The sequence below is a fragment of the Microbacterium sp. genome, from assembly GCF_046295495.1.
GTDB lineage: Bacteria > Actinomycetota > Actinomycetes > Actinomycetales > Microbacteriaceae > Microbacterium.
Genome location: NZ_JBKBNC010000003.1, coordinates 1 through 14,818 on the forward strand (window position 1 = coordinate 1; position 14,818 = coordinate 14,818).

The window sequence follows — 14,818 nt, forward strand, 5'->3', positions numbered from 1 at the left end:
GCTCACTGGCATCCAGGCCGCGGGCGAACAGCACGAGCAGGGCGATCGCGGTGGTGCCGACGATCGCCGCGTCACCCACGACCATCGAGACCGATAGCAGGACCAGGTAGGCGACGACGGCGAAGAACTCGCGGATGAGGATGAGCGCCGTCATGGTGCGGTGCGCGGCCTTCGGCTGATCGACGAAGGACTTGATGGCCAGTCCCGCCAGACCCGCGGTGAGGATGGCGGTGCCGATGCTGCCGAGGTTGGTGGCGAAGCTGAACACGCCGAAGTCCGAAAGGCTCAGCGTGCGCGTCAGGATGATGCCGGTGATGGCCGTGCTGCCCAGCGTGACGAACTGCTGGATCGTCGCCCAGACGCCGCTCTTCATGGACCGGCGCCGCGAGAACGGCGCGGTGGACTCGCTCACGCGGTCGTCCCCGATCGCACGGTCTCGGCGAAGGCGAGCAGGCGCGCCGCACGATCGCCCCAACCCATGCCCTGCGCGGCCCTCCGGCCGGCGGCGCGGGCGTCCGCGTCGGCCGTCAGCGCCTCGGACACCGCGCGCACGGCGGCGGGCGCATCGTCGTAGAGGCGGACGTTCGTGTCGGCGCGGTGGCGGAGTTCATCGGATGAGCGCGCGACGACGCTCAGGCCGGCAGCCAGGTATTCGTAGTACTTCATGGGGCTGCGGCCCGCGTTTCCGGGGTGGTCGGACAGGGGCAGGATGCCGACCGCGTGGCGGGCGAGCAGACCGGGCGCCTCCGCGTAGGGGACTCCACCGACGAGCGAGACGTTCGAGGGCAACGGGGGAACGACCGCCGGGCGTGGGCCGACGATCGTGAACCCGACCTCGGGGAGGGCGCGGGCGAGCTCGCCGAGGAGTGCCCAGTCGAAACGCGCGTCGAGTGCCCCGAGGTACACCACGCCCGCACGGTCCGGTGCATCGCCGGGGGCGGCGAATCGGTCGAACTCCACCCCGTTCTGGATGACGGTGCTCGGGCCCGTCCACCCCGTTCCCTCGGTCACCTGCTCGAGGGTGGAGGCGGAGGTGGCGGAGATACCGTGGGCGCGCTCGAGCAGTCGCACTTCGGCCGCACGGGTGCGAGGCTCGTGATGAGCGTCGGTGGGGCGGTAGATGATCGTCGCCCGCGGGAAGTCTTCGACCACCGCGCCGAGCAGGGGTTGGTCGACGAACACGACGTCCGCGTCGCGGAAACGCGCCAGCCGCCGTCGCCGCAACGGCGCGGTCGAACGCAGCTGGAGCTCGTTGGCCGCCGTCGGTACCGATCCCAGCGGGGCGGGCACGAGGGGAACCACCTGCCAGACTCCGTCGGCGTCGACCCGCGGCGCCCGCGCGGACCGCAGGCGGGCGCGCACGTCGTCGTCGCGTTTCGCCTTCGCGACGTGCGCGAGCGAGACGGGGGTCGCCACGTGGGCGACGTCGTGGCCGAGGCGCGCGATCTCGCGGGACAGATGGTGGCTGCCGACGCGGAAGACGCCGCTGGGCGCCGTGTGACTGAGGAAGACGACCTTCACCGCGCTGTCCCCGAACGACGGCCGGGGCCAGGCATCGTGGTCATGCGGTCGAGTCTATGCGTTCACCCGCGGGGTGATTTCCGAGGGAAGCGCGATCATTCGCCCGATTCGCACGTGGTTGGGTACGCTGACGCGGTGAGTGAAGTGAAAGCGCCCGTCGTCCCTCGCTTTCCGCCGACTCTCGCGTCGAAGCTGATGTTCATCGCCGTCTGCGCGGTCCCGTTCCAGCAGGCGCTCACGATCGAGGTCGGATTCCCTCTCAAGATCAGCGAGATCACGGGCATCCTCGCGGTCGTCCTCTACATGACCAGCGAGCGGACGGGGGAGCGACGACGCTACGCGGCGGCGCCCCTGCAGTGGTCCCTGCTCGCGCTGGTGTATCTGTCCACGACGGCCTGGCTCATCATGGGTCCGCCGCGCGAGACGGCGCTCGGGTACGACCGCGGCATGAACGCCGACATGCTGCTCTACTTCGTCTACGCGGCCCTCGTGCTCGTGCTCTCGTGGTTCGCCGGAACGAGGCTCGGTCCGGATTGGATCGCGCGCGGTTTCGGCCTGGCGGTCAAGCTCGCCGCGATCTACAGCCTCCTGCAGGTGGCCCTGCACGTGGTGGGCGGCACGGCCCTGCTCCGTCTGGTGAACGGCAACGTGCAGATCGGCGCGGCCTACGGCGTCGGCCTCCCTCGCAACGGCCCCTTCCTGGAGGGCAACTACCTCGGCTTCTTCGCCGGGATCGCGCTGTTCGTCGTCCTGAAGCGTCGCGACTGGTGGGGCGTCGCCGCCGCCGCGGCCTGTCTGCTCTATTCGCAGTCCACGGTCGCGCTCGTCGGCGTCGTCGTCGGCGTCCTCGCGGTCGCGGTGCTGCGGCCGGCGGGCCGTGTCGTGGGCGTGCTCGCCTTCGTCGCCCTGGTGGGTGTCATCGTCATCTCCACCGTCGACGTCGTCGCGCTGTACATCACGCGTCAGCTCGGAAAGCTCGGTCTCATCAGCGACGCGTCACTGGGCGCGAGCATCGAGTACTCGCTGCAGAACCGCACCTCGTCGATCCAGCGCTCGATCGACATGTCGGAGGTGTTCCCGTGGCTCGGGGTGGGGCCGGGACGGTACGGCTACTGGGACGACGCCTTCAGCGACACCGCCGCGGCTATCGGCAACCGCGGCATCGCGAACAACGCCTATGCGCAGATCCTCGCCGAGGTCGGCGTGATCGCGGTCGCGTGCTTCATCGGCATCGTCGCCACGCTCATCCTGCGCAATCTGCGCTCTTCGCGCAGCGTCCTCGCGATGGCGATCTTCGTCGCGGTCGGGCTCAACGCCGCGCCCAGCTGGACGGTGCTGCCCATCTGGTTCGCCATCGCGCTGCTGGCCACCACCCCGAAGCCCCAGGCGGCGCCGACGCCCCTGATGCCGGACGGATCCCTGCGCGGGGAACCGTTCACGGCGGCCCCCGCACCCGCGGGTTAGCGCGTCACAGCGCCGTGATCACGATCTCCTGAATCTGCGTCTCGCCGAGGCCGGTCTTGTCGAACAGCAAGCGCAGGCGGAAGTGGGTGGCCCACGCCGGTGCGCGGCGATCCCACGTGCCCGCGCCGAAGACGCGTCGGTAGTTCGGCGTCTTGGCGATCGTGCTCAACGGGATCGCCGTCGCTCCGCGCGCCTGGTTCCGCAGCACGTTCGGCACGCCCGCCGTGCCCTCCCCGCGGATCGCGACGAACGACTCGATCAGCTCGAGCGTGCCGCCCGAGGTCGTGGAGCCGAAGGTGATCGACATGGCGTAGACCTTGCCGTAGACGATCGGCACGTCGAAGGCGACCGTTCCGGGCTTGGTCGTGCTGACCCGTTTGATCGCGAGGTTGCCCGACGCGATGCGCAGCGTGATGCCGGGGTTGGCCGTCCGCGAGGTGCGGTCGGTGTTGTTGACGTAGGCCTCGACGACGGTGCTCTGGCTGAAGCCGCCGTCGACCAGCACATTGGCCTGCGGGCTCGGCATGAGCGCCCCCATCGACGATCCGGAGCCGCCCCCGTCGTAGAGGACGGGATCGCTGATGGTGATCTGCCCGGTGCCCCCGCAGAGATAGCCCGAGGTCGTACTCGTGCGCATGAGTCCCGTGCTGATGAGGTGGATGCCGCCTCCCCAGCTCGCGTTGCGCGTCTCGAAGATCGTGGACGCGACGGGGTCCTCGTGGAAGAAGATGTGGCCGCTGGTGATGACGATCTTGGCGCTGGAGTCCGCGCCCGTGACGAAGTGGGCGTCGGGGGAGCGTGCACCGGTCTCGTTGAACTCGATGTGGGGGGCGTCGATGAAGACACCGCCGGAGAGCGCCTCCACAGCACGGCGGCAGAAGTCGATCGAGGTCGAGACGAGGTGGAAGTTGCCGTTGGGGTTGGAGTTCTGCACGGCGAGGTCGCACGTGCCGATGCCGCCGCCGATGAACTTGATGTTCTCGCCGTAGTTGCGAAGCCCCGCGGGCATCGAGATGCCCACGTTGCACCGGTAGACATGGCAGTTGAAGAAGCTCAGGAGGAAGGCGTTCGAACGGAATTCGATGCCCGTCGCGAAGCCCGAGAGCTCGAGGCCGAAGACCCCCACGCCCCGCACGTCGGTGGTCGACCCGCCCTCGAACACGACGCCGGCGGCGGAGGTCGCGCTCGAACCCGGACCGAGGATGCGCAGACCCGTGACGGTCGCACGCGTGTTCGGATAACCGGCGTTGCTGCTGCCGGTGAAGACGAACGCGGGCTTGTTCTTCACGGTGCGCGCGTCGACCGTGCCCTGCGTGAAGTCGAGGGAGATGTAGGAGGTGTCGACGGTGATCGTGTCAGTGATCACCATGCGCCGCGACACCGTCAGGCGCACCTCCTCCCGCGCCGAGACGAAGCTCGACAGGGCGAGGCGCAGTCGGGCCTCGTCCGTCATGCTCGAGTCCCCGAACTCGAGGACGTTGCGCACGCCGTGCACCTGCTGTTTGGTCACGACGTCGGCCGGATCCGCCGCTGCGGCGCGTTCCGTCGGATTCGCGACGGCGACGGCCGTCGCGGCGGCGGCGATGCCGAGTAATGCTCGGCGACGAGTGGTGTGCATTTCAATCCCCCTGGGCATGGGGGGAGCGTAACGTGAGCCGGTCGGATTCACACAGCATTCTCTTAGCACGTGGAGGAGACATTCGGAGAGCCGTCATGGCATTCCTGGACCCCGACGTATACTCGGTGCTTCCGCCGACAACATGGGGGCACATGGTGACGCGTCACTCTGCACACGTGCGAACGCACCAAGAGGAATCCCCTTCCGGCGGGGCCTCCGGGCGGAGCGCGTCCACCGGCAGTGACCGCTCGCCCTTCGGCTCGGACGGTTCCGGTGAGCGCACAGCGGCACGGCGCACCCCGCGCTGGCCCGAGCGGTATGCGAGTCGACTCTTCTACAGCGACGTCATCGTCCTCGCCGTGTCCTTCTCCGTCTACGCGCTCCTGGCCCTCCCCGAGGTCAGCGAGCCGGTCGCCTGGGCTGGCGGGCCGCAGATCTCCTACGGCCTGGCGCTGGTCATCCTCGGCGTGATCTGGCTCATCTGCCTCGACGTCGTGGACTCCCGCGACCGACACACGGTGGGGGACGGTTTCGCCGAATACCAGAGGATCGTCCGGGCGTCCCTCTTCGCCTTCGGTATCGCGCTCGTGATCGCGTTCTTCCTGCGCATCGACCTCGCGCGCTCGCTCTTCATCCTCGCGCTTCCCATCGGCGCGATCCTTCTCATCGTTTCGCGCTCGCTCTGGCGTCGTTGGCTCCACCGCCGACAGATCCGGGGGACCGACGTCCACCGCGCGGTCGTCATCGGTGAGCGCGAGAAGGTCGGTCACATCATCCGTTCGATCCGCCGCGCCTCGCGCGCCGGCATCCACATCGTCGGTGCCGTCACCGAGCGTGGCACGCGCAACGAGATCGAGTCGGTCCCGGTCCTCGGCTCCTACTCCGAGGCCGAGCGCACGGTCGACGACGTCCGGGCCGACACCGTGATCGTCGCCGGTGCCGACGACCTCAATCCCCAGACGATGCGAGAGCTCGGCTGGGCCATGGCCGACCGCGATGTCGCCTGGATCGTCGCGCCCGCCCTCACCGACGTCGCCGGTCCGCGCATCCACGCCCGCCCGGTGGCGGGTCTGCCTCTCGTGCACGTGTCGTTCCCCAAGCTCGAGGGTGTGAACAGGATGGCGAAGCGGACCTTCGACATCGTCGGGTCGTTCCTCCTCCTCCTTCTGCTCTCTCCCGTGATGATCGTCCTGGCGCTCGCGGTGAAGTTCACCAGCAGCGGGCCGATCTTCTATTCGCAGGAGCGCATCGGCCGTCGAGGGCGGCGCTTCGGCATGTTGAAGTTCCGTTCGATGGTCGCCGACGCCGACGACCAGCTCGCCGGACTCCTCGATCTCCAGGGCACCACCGACAAGCCCTTGTTCAAGGTGACGAACGACCCGCGCATCACGCGGGTGGGTCGGGTCCTGCGCCGGTACTCCCTCGACGAGCTCCCGCAGTTGATCAACGTCCTCCGCGGCGACATGAGCCTGGTCGGACCTCGTCCGCAGCGCCAGGCCGAGGTCGAGCTCTACGACGACGCCGCCCACCGCCGCCTTCTCGTCAAGCCGGGCATGAGCGGACTCTGGCAGGTCAGCGGCCGCTCGACCTTGTCGTGGGAGGACTCCCTCCGTCTCGACCTCTACTACGTCGAGAACTGGTCGTTCACCCAGGACATCGTCATCCTGCTCCGCACGTTCCGCGCGGTGGTCGCGCCGGGCGAGACGGCGCACTGACGGCCGGATGCTCTCAGACGCGACGGCGTCGGGGACAGGGCTTCCCACGCTCCGTCGCATCGACCCACAATGATGCGAGGTTCCGGCAACACCGCCGGCCCGTCACCGAGGGAGACGCACATGGGTGTGGACGACATCATCGCCAAGGGCAAGAAGCTTCTCGATGAGAACCGCGACAAGATCGAAGAGGCCCTCAAGAGCGAGAAGGCCGAAGACGTCAGCGACAAGGTGCTCGACGGTGCAGCGGAGGCGATCAAGAAGGTGGTCCCCGCGGAGCATCACGGCAAGGTCGACGAGACGCGGGCGAACGTCGACAAGCACATCGGCAACGCCTGACGCGCAGCGACCGGCACGGCGCCGTCCCCGGGTGTCGGGGGCGGCGCCGCCGTGTTCCCAGGCTCGATCCTGAGCAACAGCCGTGCGCGACACGCCCGGGTTTGCGACACACCCGAGGGCTACGTAGACTAGACCAGTTCCACATTCCGGCGTGCGCTCGGCGCGCGCCAGGATCACTGCCAGGGCAGTGCACAGGCGGCGCGGAAGCGCAGGGTCCTGGGCCGCGGGCAGCAGAACACACACCGAACCCCCTCATCCTTCATCGGATGCGCGCGCATGCGTGCGCGGGGCGGGCCGGATGCCAGGCATCCGGTTTGACAGCTGAACAGCGGTGCAGCATCTCTCGCGCGAGCGAGGGGAAGTGCCAGGGTGCGTCAGCACCACCGTGCGTCCAATGCCCCAGGTCGGGTAAGACGCGAGAAAGAGAGAGAGCAGACAATGGCGGGACAGAAGATCCGCATTCGCCTGAAGTCGTACGACCACGCCGGACTGGACTCGTCCGCGCGCAAGATCGTCGACACCGTGACCCGTGCCGGCGCCACCGTTGTGGGCCCGGTTCCCCTGCCGACCGAGAAGAACGTCGTGTGCGTCATCCGGTCGCCCCACAAGTACAAGGACAGCCGCGAGCACTTCGAGATGCGCACCCACAAGCGCCTCATCGACATCATCGACCCGACGCCCAAGGCCGTCGACTCGCTGATGCGTCTCGACCTCCCGGCCGATGTCAACATCGAGATCAAGCTCTGAGGTTCGACATGGCTGACATCAACTCCAAGATCTCCAAGGGCCTCCTCGGCACCAAGCTCGGCATGACCCAGGTGTGGGACGAGAACGGCAAGCTCGTTCCCGTCACCGTCATCGAGGTCGCTCCGAACGTCGTGACCCAGCTGCGCTCGCTCGAGAAAGACGGCTACAACGCCGTTCAGATCGGCTACGGCCAGATCGACCCCCGCAAGGTGAACAAGCCCCTCACGGCCCACTTCGACGCCGCGGGTGTCACCCCGCGTCGCCACCTCACCGAGGTCCGCACCGCGGATGCCGCCGACTACACGCTGGGCCAGGAGCTCACCGTCGACGGCCTCTTCGAGGCCGGCCAGCTGGTCGACGTCGTCGGCACCAGCAAGGGCAAGGGCACCGCCGGTGTCATGAAGCGTCACAACTTCAAGGGTGTCTCCGCATCGCACGGTGCGCACCGCAACCACCGCAAGCCCGGTTCGATCGGCGCCTCGTCGACCCCGAGCCGCGTCTTCAAGGGCATGCGCATGGCCGGCCGTATGGGTGGCGAGCGCGTGACCGTCCTCAACCTCACGGTGCACGCCGTCGACGCCGAGAAGGGACTCATGCTCGTCAAGGGCGCCGTCCCCGGTGCTCGTGGCCGCATCGTCTACGTCCGCAACGCAGTGAAGGGTGCCTGATCATGGCTGACTCGACTCTCGCGCTCGACGTCGTGAAGGCCGACGGCAAGAAGGCAGGCTCCGTCGAGCTGCCCGCCGCGCTCTTCGACGTCAAGACGAACATCCCGCTCATCCACCAGGTCGTCGTGGCGCAGCGCGCCGCGGCTCGCCAGGGCACGCACTCGACGAAGCGTCGTGGCGAGGTCTCGGGTGCCGGCCGCAAGCCCTTCAAGCAGAAGGGCACGGGTAACGCCCGTCAGGGCTCGATCCGCGCGCCGCACATGACCGGTGGTGGCATCGTCCACGGCCCCAAGCCCCGCGACTACAGCCAGCGCACCCCCAAGAAGATGATCGCCGCCGCCCTCCTGGGTGCGCTCAGCGACCGCGCTCGGGGTCAGCGGCTGCACATCGTCGACAGCTTCGCCATCGAGGGTGCGCCCTCGACCAAGGCTGCTGCCGCCGCGCTGAAGGCCTTCGGTGCCGTCAAGAACGTCCTCGTGGTCATCGATCGCGACGACGAGCTGACGATCAAGAGCGTGCGCAACCTCGCGTACGTCCACGTGCTGACCGTCGGCCAGCTGAACACCTACGACGTGATCGTCTCCGACGACATCGTCTTCACCAAGGCCGCCTACGACGCGTTCGTCGCGTCGAAGGCTGCGGCCACCGAGGAGGTCTCGGCATGACCACCGTCAACAAGGACCCGCGCGACATCATCCTGAAGCCGGTCGTCTCCGAGAAGAGCTACTCGCTCATCGACGAGGGCAAGTACACCTTCCTGGTGGACCCCCGTTCGTCGAAGACCGAGATCAAGCTCGCGATCGAGAAGATCTTCGGCGTCAAGGTGGCCTCGGTCAACACGATCAACCGCGTCGGCAAGGCCCGCCGCACCCGCTTCGGCATCGGCAAGCGCAAGGACACCAAGCGCGCCATCGTGTCGCTCAAGTCGGGCACCATCGACATCTTCACGTCTGTCGGCTGACGGTCGGGATAGAGGACAAGAACAATGGCTATTCGCAAGTACAAGCCCACGACCCCCGGTCGCCGCGGCTCGTCGGTGGCCGACTTCGCCGAGATCACCCGATCGACGCCCGAGAAGTCGCTGCTGCGCCCGCTGTCGAAGACCGGTGGCCGCAACAACCAGGGCCGCATCACCACGCGTCACATCGGTGGTGGCCACAAGCGTCAGTACCGTCTGATCGACTTCCGTCGTAACGACAAGGACGGCATCGACGCCAAGGTCGCTCACATCGAGTACGACCCCAACCGCACCGCGCGTATCGCGCTGCTGCACTACGCCGACGGCGAGAAGCGCTACATCCTCGCTCCGGCGAAGCTGTCGCAGGGCGACGTCGTCGAGTCGGGTGCCGGCGCCGACATCAAGCCCGGCAACAACCTGCCGCTGCGCAACATCCCCACCGGTACCGTGATCCACGCGATCGAACTGCGTCCCGGTGGCGGCGCGAAGATGGCCCGTTCGGCCGGCGCCTCGGTGCGTCTGGTCGCCAAGGACGGCCCTTACGCGCAGCTGCGTCTGCCCTCCGGCGAGATCCGCAACGTCGACGTGCGCTGCCGCGCCACGATCGGCGAGGTCGGCAACGCCGAGCAGTCGAATATCAACTGGGGTAAGGCCGGCCGCATGCGCTGGAAGGGCGTCCGCCCGACCGTGCGTGGTGTCGCCATGAACCCGGTCGACCACCCGCACGGTGGTGGTGAGGGTAAGACCTCCGGTGGTCGTCACCCTGTTTCGCCGTGGGGTAAGGCCGAAGGCCGCACCCGTCACGCGAACAAGGAAAGCGACAAGCTGATCGTCCGCCGTCGCACCGCCGGCAAGAAGCGCAAGTAGGAGTAGAGGAAGATGCCTCGCAGCCTTAAGAAGGGCCCCTTCGTCGACGAGCACCTGCTTCGCAAGGTCGTCTCGCAGAACGAAGCCGGTTCCAAGAACGTCATCAAGACCTGGTCGCGCCGTTCGATGATCATCCCCGCCATGCTGGGACACACCATCGCCGTGCACGACGGTCGCAAGCACATCCCCGTGTTCGTGACCGAGACCATGGTCGGCCACAAGCTGGGCGAGTTCTCGCCCACCCGCACCTTCCGCGGCCACGTGAAGGACGACAAGAAGGGCCGTCGCCGCTAAGGCGACCGAGGAGGAGAGAGAAATGGTGGAGTCCATCGCCCGTGTGCGACACATCCGCGTGACCCCTCAGAAGGCTCGTCGTGTCGTCGCGCTCATCAAGGGCAAGCAGGCCGAAGAGGCCCTCGCCATCCTGAAGTTCGCGCCGCAGGGCGCGAGCGAGCCGATCTACAAGCTCGTCGCCTCGGCCATCGCGAACGCTCGCGTGACCGCCGACAAGACGAACGAATACCTGGATGACGCCGACCTGTACGTGAAGAACGCGTACGTCGACGAGGGCACGACGCTCAAGCGTTTCCAGCCCCGCGCTCAGGGTCGCGCCTTCCAGATCAAGAAGCGCACGAGCCACATCACGGTCGTGCTCGCGACGCCCGAGACCGCTGAGGCGGCCCCGGCTCGCGCTAACAAGAAGGCGAGCAAGTAATGGGACAGAAGGTCAACCCGTACGGCTTCCGCCTCGGCATCACCACCGACCACGTGTCGCGGTGGTTCTCGGACTCGACGAAGCCCGGTCAGCGTTACGCCGACTACCTCGCCGAGGACATCAAGATCCGTCGCCTGCTGACCACGTCGCTCGATCGCGCCGGCGTCAGCAACATCGAGATCGAGCGCACGCGTGACCGCGTCCGCGTCGACATCCACACCGCCCGTCCGGGCATCGTGATCGGTCGCCGCGGCGCCGAGGCCGAGCGCATCCGCGCCGACCTCGAGAAGCTCACCGGCAAGCAGATCCAGCTGAACATCCTCGAGGTCAAGAACCCCGAGGCCGACGCTCAGCTGGTCGCGCAGGGTGTCGCCGAGCAGCTCTCGGCTCGCGTGGCGTTCCGTCGCGCGATGCGCAAGGGTCTGCAGGGCGCTCAGCGTGCCGGCGCCAAGGGTGTCCGCATCCAGGTGTCGGGCCGCCTCGGCGGCGCCGAGATGAGCCGCTCCGAGTTCTACCGCGAAGGTCGTGTGCCCCTGCACACCCTGCGCGCGAACATCGACTACGGCTTCTACGAGGCCAAGACGACCTTCGGCCGCATCGGCGTGAAGGTCTGGATCTACAAGGGCGACCTCACCAATAAGGAGCTCGCCCGCGAGCAGGCCAACGCGCCCAAGTCGCGCGGTCGTGACGACCGCGGTGGCGACCGTCGTCGTGGCCCGCGCAACGAGGCCCCCGTGGCAGAAGGAGCGTCGGCGTAATGCTCATCCCCCGCAAGGTCAAGTACCGCAAGCAGCACCACCCCGGTCGCTCGGGCCAGGCCACCGGTGGCACGCAGGTGTCTTTCGGTGAGTTCGGCATCCAGGCGCTGACCCCCGCTTACGTGACCAACCGTCAGATCGAGTCCGCTCGTATCGCCATGACGCGTCACATCAAGCGTGGTGGAAAGGTGTGGATCAACATCTACCCCGACCGTCCGCTCACCAAGAAGCCGGCCGAAACCCGCATGGGTTCCGGTAAGGGTTCCCCCGAGTGGTGGGTCGCGAACGTCAAGCCGGGCCGCGTCCTCTTCGAGGTCGCGGGTGTGGACGAGGAACTCGCTCGCGAAGCACTGACCCGTGCCATTCACAAGCTGCCCCTGAAGGCACGCATCATCAAGCGCGAGGAGGGCGACGCGTAATGGCGATCGGCACCAAGCAGCTCGCCCCGAGCGAGCTCGACACGTTCGAAGACCAGCGCCTCGTCGAGGAGCTGCGCAAGGCCAAGGAAGAGCTGTTCAACCTGCGCTTCCAGTCGGCTACCGGCCAGCTCGAGAGCCACGGCCGCATCCGTGCAGTCAAGCGCGACATCGCGCGTCTGTACACGGTGATCCGTGAGCGCGAGCTCGGCATCCGCGCCACCCCGGCCCCGGTCGAGGCGACGACGAAGGCGAAGAAGAGCAAGGCGAAGAAGGCGGATGCCGCCGACGACGCCGCGAAAGAAGAGGCGGAGTAATGGCTACCGCGAAGAAGGCCGAGGCGCAGGTCGCCGGTCACGAGCACGCTGAGAACGATGTTCGCGATGAGAACGCCCGCGGTTACCGCAAGGCGCGTCGTGGATACGTCGTCAGCGACAAGATGGACAAGACGATCGTCGTCGAGGTCGAGGACCGCGTGAAGCACCCGCTTTACGGCAAGGTCATCCGTCGCACCTCCAAGGTCAAGGCGCACGACGAGTCCAACTCGGCGGGCATCGGAGACCTGGTCGTCATCAACGAGACCCGTCCGCTGAGCGCCACCAAGCGCTGGCGCCTGGTCGAGATCCTCGAGAAGGCCAAGTAAGCCTCGCGGCTTGCTTGGAACCCAAGGAGTAAAAAGTGATTCAGAACGAATCCCGGCTGAAGGTCGCCGACAACACCGGCGCCAAGGAGCTGCTCACCATCCGCGTGCTCGGCGGCTCCAACCGTCGTTACGCGGGCCTGGGCGACGTCATCGTCGCCACGGTCAAGGACGCGATCCCGGGTGGAAACGTCAAGAAGGGCGACGTGGTCAAGGCCGTCGTCGTCCGTGTCGTCAAGCAGACCCGCCGTCCCGACGGCTCGTACATCAAGTTCGACGAGAACGCCGCCGTGATCCTGAAGAACGACGGGGAGCCCCGCGGCACCCGTATCTTCGGGCCGGTCGGTCGTGAGCTTCGCGACAAGAAGTTCATGAAGATCGTCTCGCTCGCCCCGGAGGTCATCTGATCATGGCGAAAATCAAAAAGGGTGACCTCGTTCAGGTCATCTCGGGCGCCAAGCCCGAGCGCGGCGGCGACCGCGGCAAGCAGGGCAAGGTCCTCGAGGTCCTGTCCGAGCAGAACCGCGTCATCGTCGAGGGCGTGAACTACGTCACGAAGCACAACCGTGTGGGTCAGTCCCAGCGCGGCACCAAGACCGGTGGCATCGAGACGTTCGAAGCCCCGATCCACATCTCCAACGTCGCGCTCGTCGACCCCTCGACCAAGAAGCCGACGCGTGTCGGCCACCGGGTCGAGGAGCAGGTGAAGGACGGCGTCAAGCGCACCGTCCGCGTGCGCTTCGCGAAGAAGTCAGGCAAGGACCTCTGAACATGAGCACCGTGACTGCCGCGGAGACTGGCAAGATCCAGCCCCGCCTCAAGCAGAAGTACAACGCCGAGATCAAGAAGGCGCTGCAGGACGAGTTCGGCTACGAGAACGTCATGCAGATCCCCGGCCTGGTCAAGGTCGTCGTGAACACCGGTGTCGGCGAGGCCGCTCGCGACAGCAAGGTGATCGATGGTGCGGTCGACGACCTCACCAAGATCACCGGTCAGAAGCCCGTCGTCACGAAGGCCCGCAAGTCCATCGCGCAGTTCAAGCTGCGCGAGGGCCAGGCCATCGGCGCGCACGTTACGCTTCGTGGCGACCGCGCGTGGGAGTTCGTCGACCGCCTCGTCAACCTCGCCCTGCCCCGCATCCGCGACTTCCGCGGACTGTCGGCCAAGCAGTTCGACGGCAACGGCAACTACACCTTCGGTCTCCAGGAACAGTCCGTGTTCCACGAGATCGATCAGGACCGCATCGACCGCGTGCGTGGTTTCGACATCACGATCGTCACCACCGCCAAGACCGACGACGAGGGTCGCTCGCTGCTCCGCCAGCTCGGCTTCCCCTTCCAGTCGGCCGACGCACAGGCCTGAACCTCGGGCCCCCGGGTTTCCGGGGGCCCCTCATCGAAGGTCGACTGTCGCGTAACGGCAGCCGAAACCTCATGATCGAAAGAAGCAACACATGACGATGACAGACCCGGTCGCAGACATGCTGACCCGTCTGCGCAACGCGAACTCGGCGCACCACGACTCCGTGTCGATGCCGAGCTCGAAGCTTAAGTCGAACATCGCCGCCATCCTCAAGCAGGAGGGTTACATCGCCGACTGGAGCGTCGAGGACGCCCGTGTCGGCCAGACCCTCAACATGACGCTGAAGTACGGCCCGAACCGCGAGCGGTCGATCGCCGGCATCAAGCGCGTCTCCAAGCCCGGTCTCCGCGTGTACGCGAAGTCGACCGAGGTCCCCACGGTCCTCGGCGGGCTCGGCGTCGCCATCCTGTCCACCTCCTCCGGTCTCCTCACCGACCGTCAGGCCGAGCAGAAGGGCGTCGGCGGGGAAGTCCTCGCCTACGTGTGGTGATCTGACATGTCGCGTATTGGACGTCTTCCCATCGACATCCCCGCCGGTGTCACCGTCTCGGTGAACGGCCGGGAGGTCTCCGTCAAGGGCCCCAAGGGTGAGCTGGAGCTCACCGTGGCACAGCCCCTCGAGGTGTCGGTCGACGAGAACCAGATTCTCGTCACCCGCCCCGACGACGAGCGCGAGTCGCGGTCGCTCCACGGCCTGACCCGCACGCTCATCAACAACAACATCATCGGTGTCACCCAGGGCTACTCCAAGGGCCTCGAGGTCGTCGGCACGGGTTACCGCGTGGCGCAGAAGGGCAGCTCCATCGAGTTCGCCCTCGGTTTCTCGCACCCCGTCCTGATCGAGCCGCCCGCCGGCATCACCCTCACGGTCGAAGGCAACAACAAGGTCACCGTGAGTGGCATCGACAAGCAGGCCGTCGGCGAGGCCGCCGCCAACATCCGCAAGATCCGCAAGCCCGAGCCGTACAAGGGCAAGGGCGTGCGGTACGCGGGCGAGGTTGTGCGCCGCAAGGCCGGAAAGAGTGGTAAGTAG

At 67.1% G+C, this 14,818-nt stretch carries 22 protein-coding genes; 19 read left to right on the forward strand and 3 right to left on the reverse strand.

Going from position 1 to position 14,818, the window contains the following annotated elements:
- Together ACK4LS_RS01945 and ACK4LS_RS01950 are read right to left on the reverse strand one after the other, a co-directional pair.
- Positions 1-412: hypothetical protein (locus ACK4LS_RS01945; RefSeq protein ID WP_409712556.1), on the reverse strand; the 412-nt coding region annotated here is incomplete at its 3' end.
- Positions 409-1,521, reverse strand: a complete 1,113-nt coding sequence (locus ACK4LS_RS01950; protein WP_409712558.1) for a hypothetical protein — start codon at positions 1,519-1,521, stop codon at positions 409-411. The genes ACK4LS_RS01945 and ACK4LS_RS01950, both read right to left, overlap by 4 nt.
- 135 nt (positions 1,522-1,656) lie before the next feature.
- On the opposite strand from ACK4LS_RS01950, the gene ACK4LS_RS01955 reads away from it, so the two are divergent.
- Complete coding sequence (locus tag ACK4LS_RS01955) at positions 1,657-2,985, forward strand: O-antigen ligase family protein (protein ID WP_409712560.1); 1,329 nt, start codon at positions 1,657-1,659, stop codon at positions 2,983-2,985.
- 4 nt (positions 2,986-2,989) lie between these two features.
- Here ACK4LS_RS01955 and ACK4LS_RS01960 read toward each other — a convergent pair whose 3' ends face one another.
- Positions 2,990-4,603 carry a hypothetical protein gene (locus ACK4LS_RS01960; RefSeq protein WP_409712562.1) on the reverse strand — a complete coding sequence of 538 codons (1,614 nt, stop codon included), beginning with the start codon at positions 4,601-4,603 and terminating at the stop codon, positions 2,990-2,992.
- A gap of 152 nt (positions 4,604-4,755) precedes the next feature.
- On the opposite strand from ACK4LS_RS01960, the gene ACK4LS_RS01965 reads away from it, so the two are divergent.
- The 18 genes from ACK4LS_RS01965 to rplF all read left to right on the forward strand — a co-directional run bounded on the left by ACK4LS_RS01965 (position 4,756) and on the right by rplF (position 14,818).
- The gene (locus ACK4LS_RS01965) at positions 4,756-6,318 is read left to right on the forward strand and encodes a sugar transferase (protein WP_409712564.1); all 1,563 of its coding nucleotides are present in this window, start codon (positions 4,756-4,758) and stop codon (positions 6,316-6,318) included.
- A 120-nt stretch (positions 6,319-6,438) separates the two neighbouring features.
- Positions 6,439-6,654, forward strand: a complete 216-nt coding sequence (locus tag ACK4LS_RS01970; protein ID WP_409712566.1) for a hypothetical protein — start codon at positions 6,439-6,441, stop codon at positions 6,652-6,654.
- A 438-nt stretch (positions 6,655-7,092) separates the two neighbouring features.
- Positions 7,093-7,401: a 30S ribosomal protein S10 gene (gene rpsJ / locus ACK4LS_RS01975; protein ID WP_013584016.1), complete on the forward strand. Its 309-nt coding sequence runs from the start codon at positions 7,093-7,095 to the stop codon at positions 7,399-7,401.
- Between the two features lie 8 nt (positions 7,402-7,409).
- The gene (rplC, locus tag ACK4LS_RS01980; RefSeq protein ID WP_013584015.1) at positions 7,410-8,069 is read left to right on the forward strand and encodes a 50S ribosomal protein L3; all 660 of its coding nucleotides are present in this window, start codon (positions 7,410-7,412) and stop codon (positions 8,067-8,069) included.
- Between the two features lie 2 nt (positions 8,070-8,071).
- Complete coding sequence (rplD, locus tag ACK4LS_RS01985) at positions 8,072-8,734, forward strand: 50S ribosomal protein L4 (protein ID WP_409712569.1); 663 nt, start codon at positions 8,072-8,074, stop codon at positions 8,732-8,734.
- Positions 8,731-9,030 (forward strand): 50S ribosomal protein L23, encoded by a 300-nt coding sequence (gene rplW / locus ACK4LS_RS01990; protein ID WP_056226248.1) that lies wholly within the window; start codon positions 8,731-8,733, stop codon positions 9,028-9,030. The genes rplD and rplW overlap by 4 nt, the downstream gene beginning before the upstream one ends.
- 24 nt (positions 9,031-9,054) lie before the next feature.
- Complete coding sequence (rplB, locus tag ACK4LS_RS01995; protein ID WP_013584012.1) at positions 9,055-9,894, forward strand: 50S ribosomal protein L2; 840 nt, start codon at positions 9,055-9,057, stop codon at positions 9,892-9,894.
- Between the two features lie 12 nt (positions 9,895-9,906).
- A complete protein-coding gene (gene rpsS / locus ACK4LS_RS02000; RefSeq protein WP_013584011.1) occupies positions 9,907-10,188 on the forward strand; it encodes a 30S ribosomal protein S19 in 282 nt (93 codons plus the stop codon).
- A 22-nt stretch (positions 10,189-10,210) separates the two neighbouring features.
- A complete protein-coding gene (rplV, locus tag ACK4LS_RS02005) occupies positions 10,211-10,609 on the forward strand; it encodes a 50S ribosomal protein L22 (protein ID WP_013584010.1) in 399 nt (132 codons plus the stop codon).
- Entirely contained in the window at positions 10,609-11,367 is a 759-nt protein-coding gene (gene rpsC, locus ACK4LS_RS02010) for a 30S ribosomal protein S3 (RefSeq protein ID WP_058230882.1), read from the forward strand. Before rplV ends, rpsC begins: the two co-directional genes overlap by 1 nt.
- Entirely contained in the window at positions 11,367-11,786 is a 420-nt protein-coding gene (gene rplP, locus ACK4LS_RS02015; protein ID WP_409712573.1) for a 50S ribosomal protein L16, read from the forward strand. The genes rpsC and rplP overlap by 1 nt, the downstream gene beginning before the upstream one ends.
- Positions 11,786-12,100, forward strand: coding sequence for a 50S ribosomal protein L29 (gene rpmC, locus ACK4LS_RS02020; protein ID WP_058230883.1), 315 nt, complete (start codon positions 11,786-11,788; stop codon positions 12,098-12,100). The genes rplP and rpmC overlap by 1 nt, the downstream gene beginning before the upstream one ends.
- On the forward strand, positions 12,100-12,426 hold the full coding sequence (gene rpsQ / locus ACK4LS_RS02025) for a 30S ribosomal protein S17 (RefSeq protein WP_144829716.1): 327 nt from the start codon (positions 12,100-12,102) through the stop codon (positions 12,424-12,426). The genes rpmC and rpsQ overlap by 1 nt, the downstream gene beginning before the upstream one ends.
- Positions 12,427-12,461: 35 nt before the next feature.
- On the forward strand, positions 12,462-12,830 hold the full coding sequence (rplN, locus tag ACK4LS_RS02030; protein WP_013584005.1) for a 50S ribosomal protein L14: 369 nt from the start codon (positions 12,462-12,464) through the stop codon (positions 12,828-12,830).
- 2 nt (positions 12,831-12,832) lie between these two features.
- On the forward strand, positions 12,833-13,192 hold the full coding sequence (rplX, locus tag ACK4LS_RS02035; RefSeq protein WP_387055721.1) for a 50S ribosomal protein L24: 360 nt from the start codon (positions 12,833-12,835) through the stop codon (positions 13,190-13,192).
- Between the two features lie 2 nt (positions 13,193-13,194).
- Entirely contained in the window at positions 13,195-13,785 is a 591-nt protein-coding gene (gene rplE, locus ACK4LS_RS02040; protein ID WP_409712576.1) for a 50S ribosomal protein L5, read from the forward strand.
- A 91-nt stretch (positions 13,786-13,876) separates the two neighbouring features.
- Entirely contained in the window at positions 13,877-14,275 is a 399-nt protein-coding gene (rpsH, locus tag ACK4LS_RS02045) for a 30S ribosomal protein S8 (RefSeq protein WP_409712578.1), read from the forward strand.
- A 6-nt stretch (positions 14,276-14,281) separates the two neighbouring features.
- Complete coding sequence (gene rplF, locus ACK4LS_RS02050; RefSeq protein ID WP_409712580.1) at positions 14,282-14,818, forward strand: 50S ribosomal protein L6; 537 nt, start codon at positions 14,282-14,284, stop codon at positions 14,816-14,818.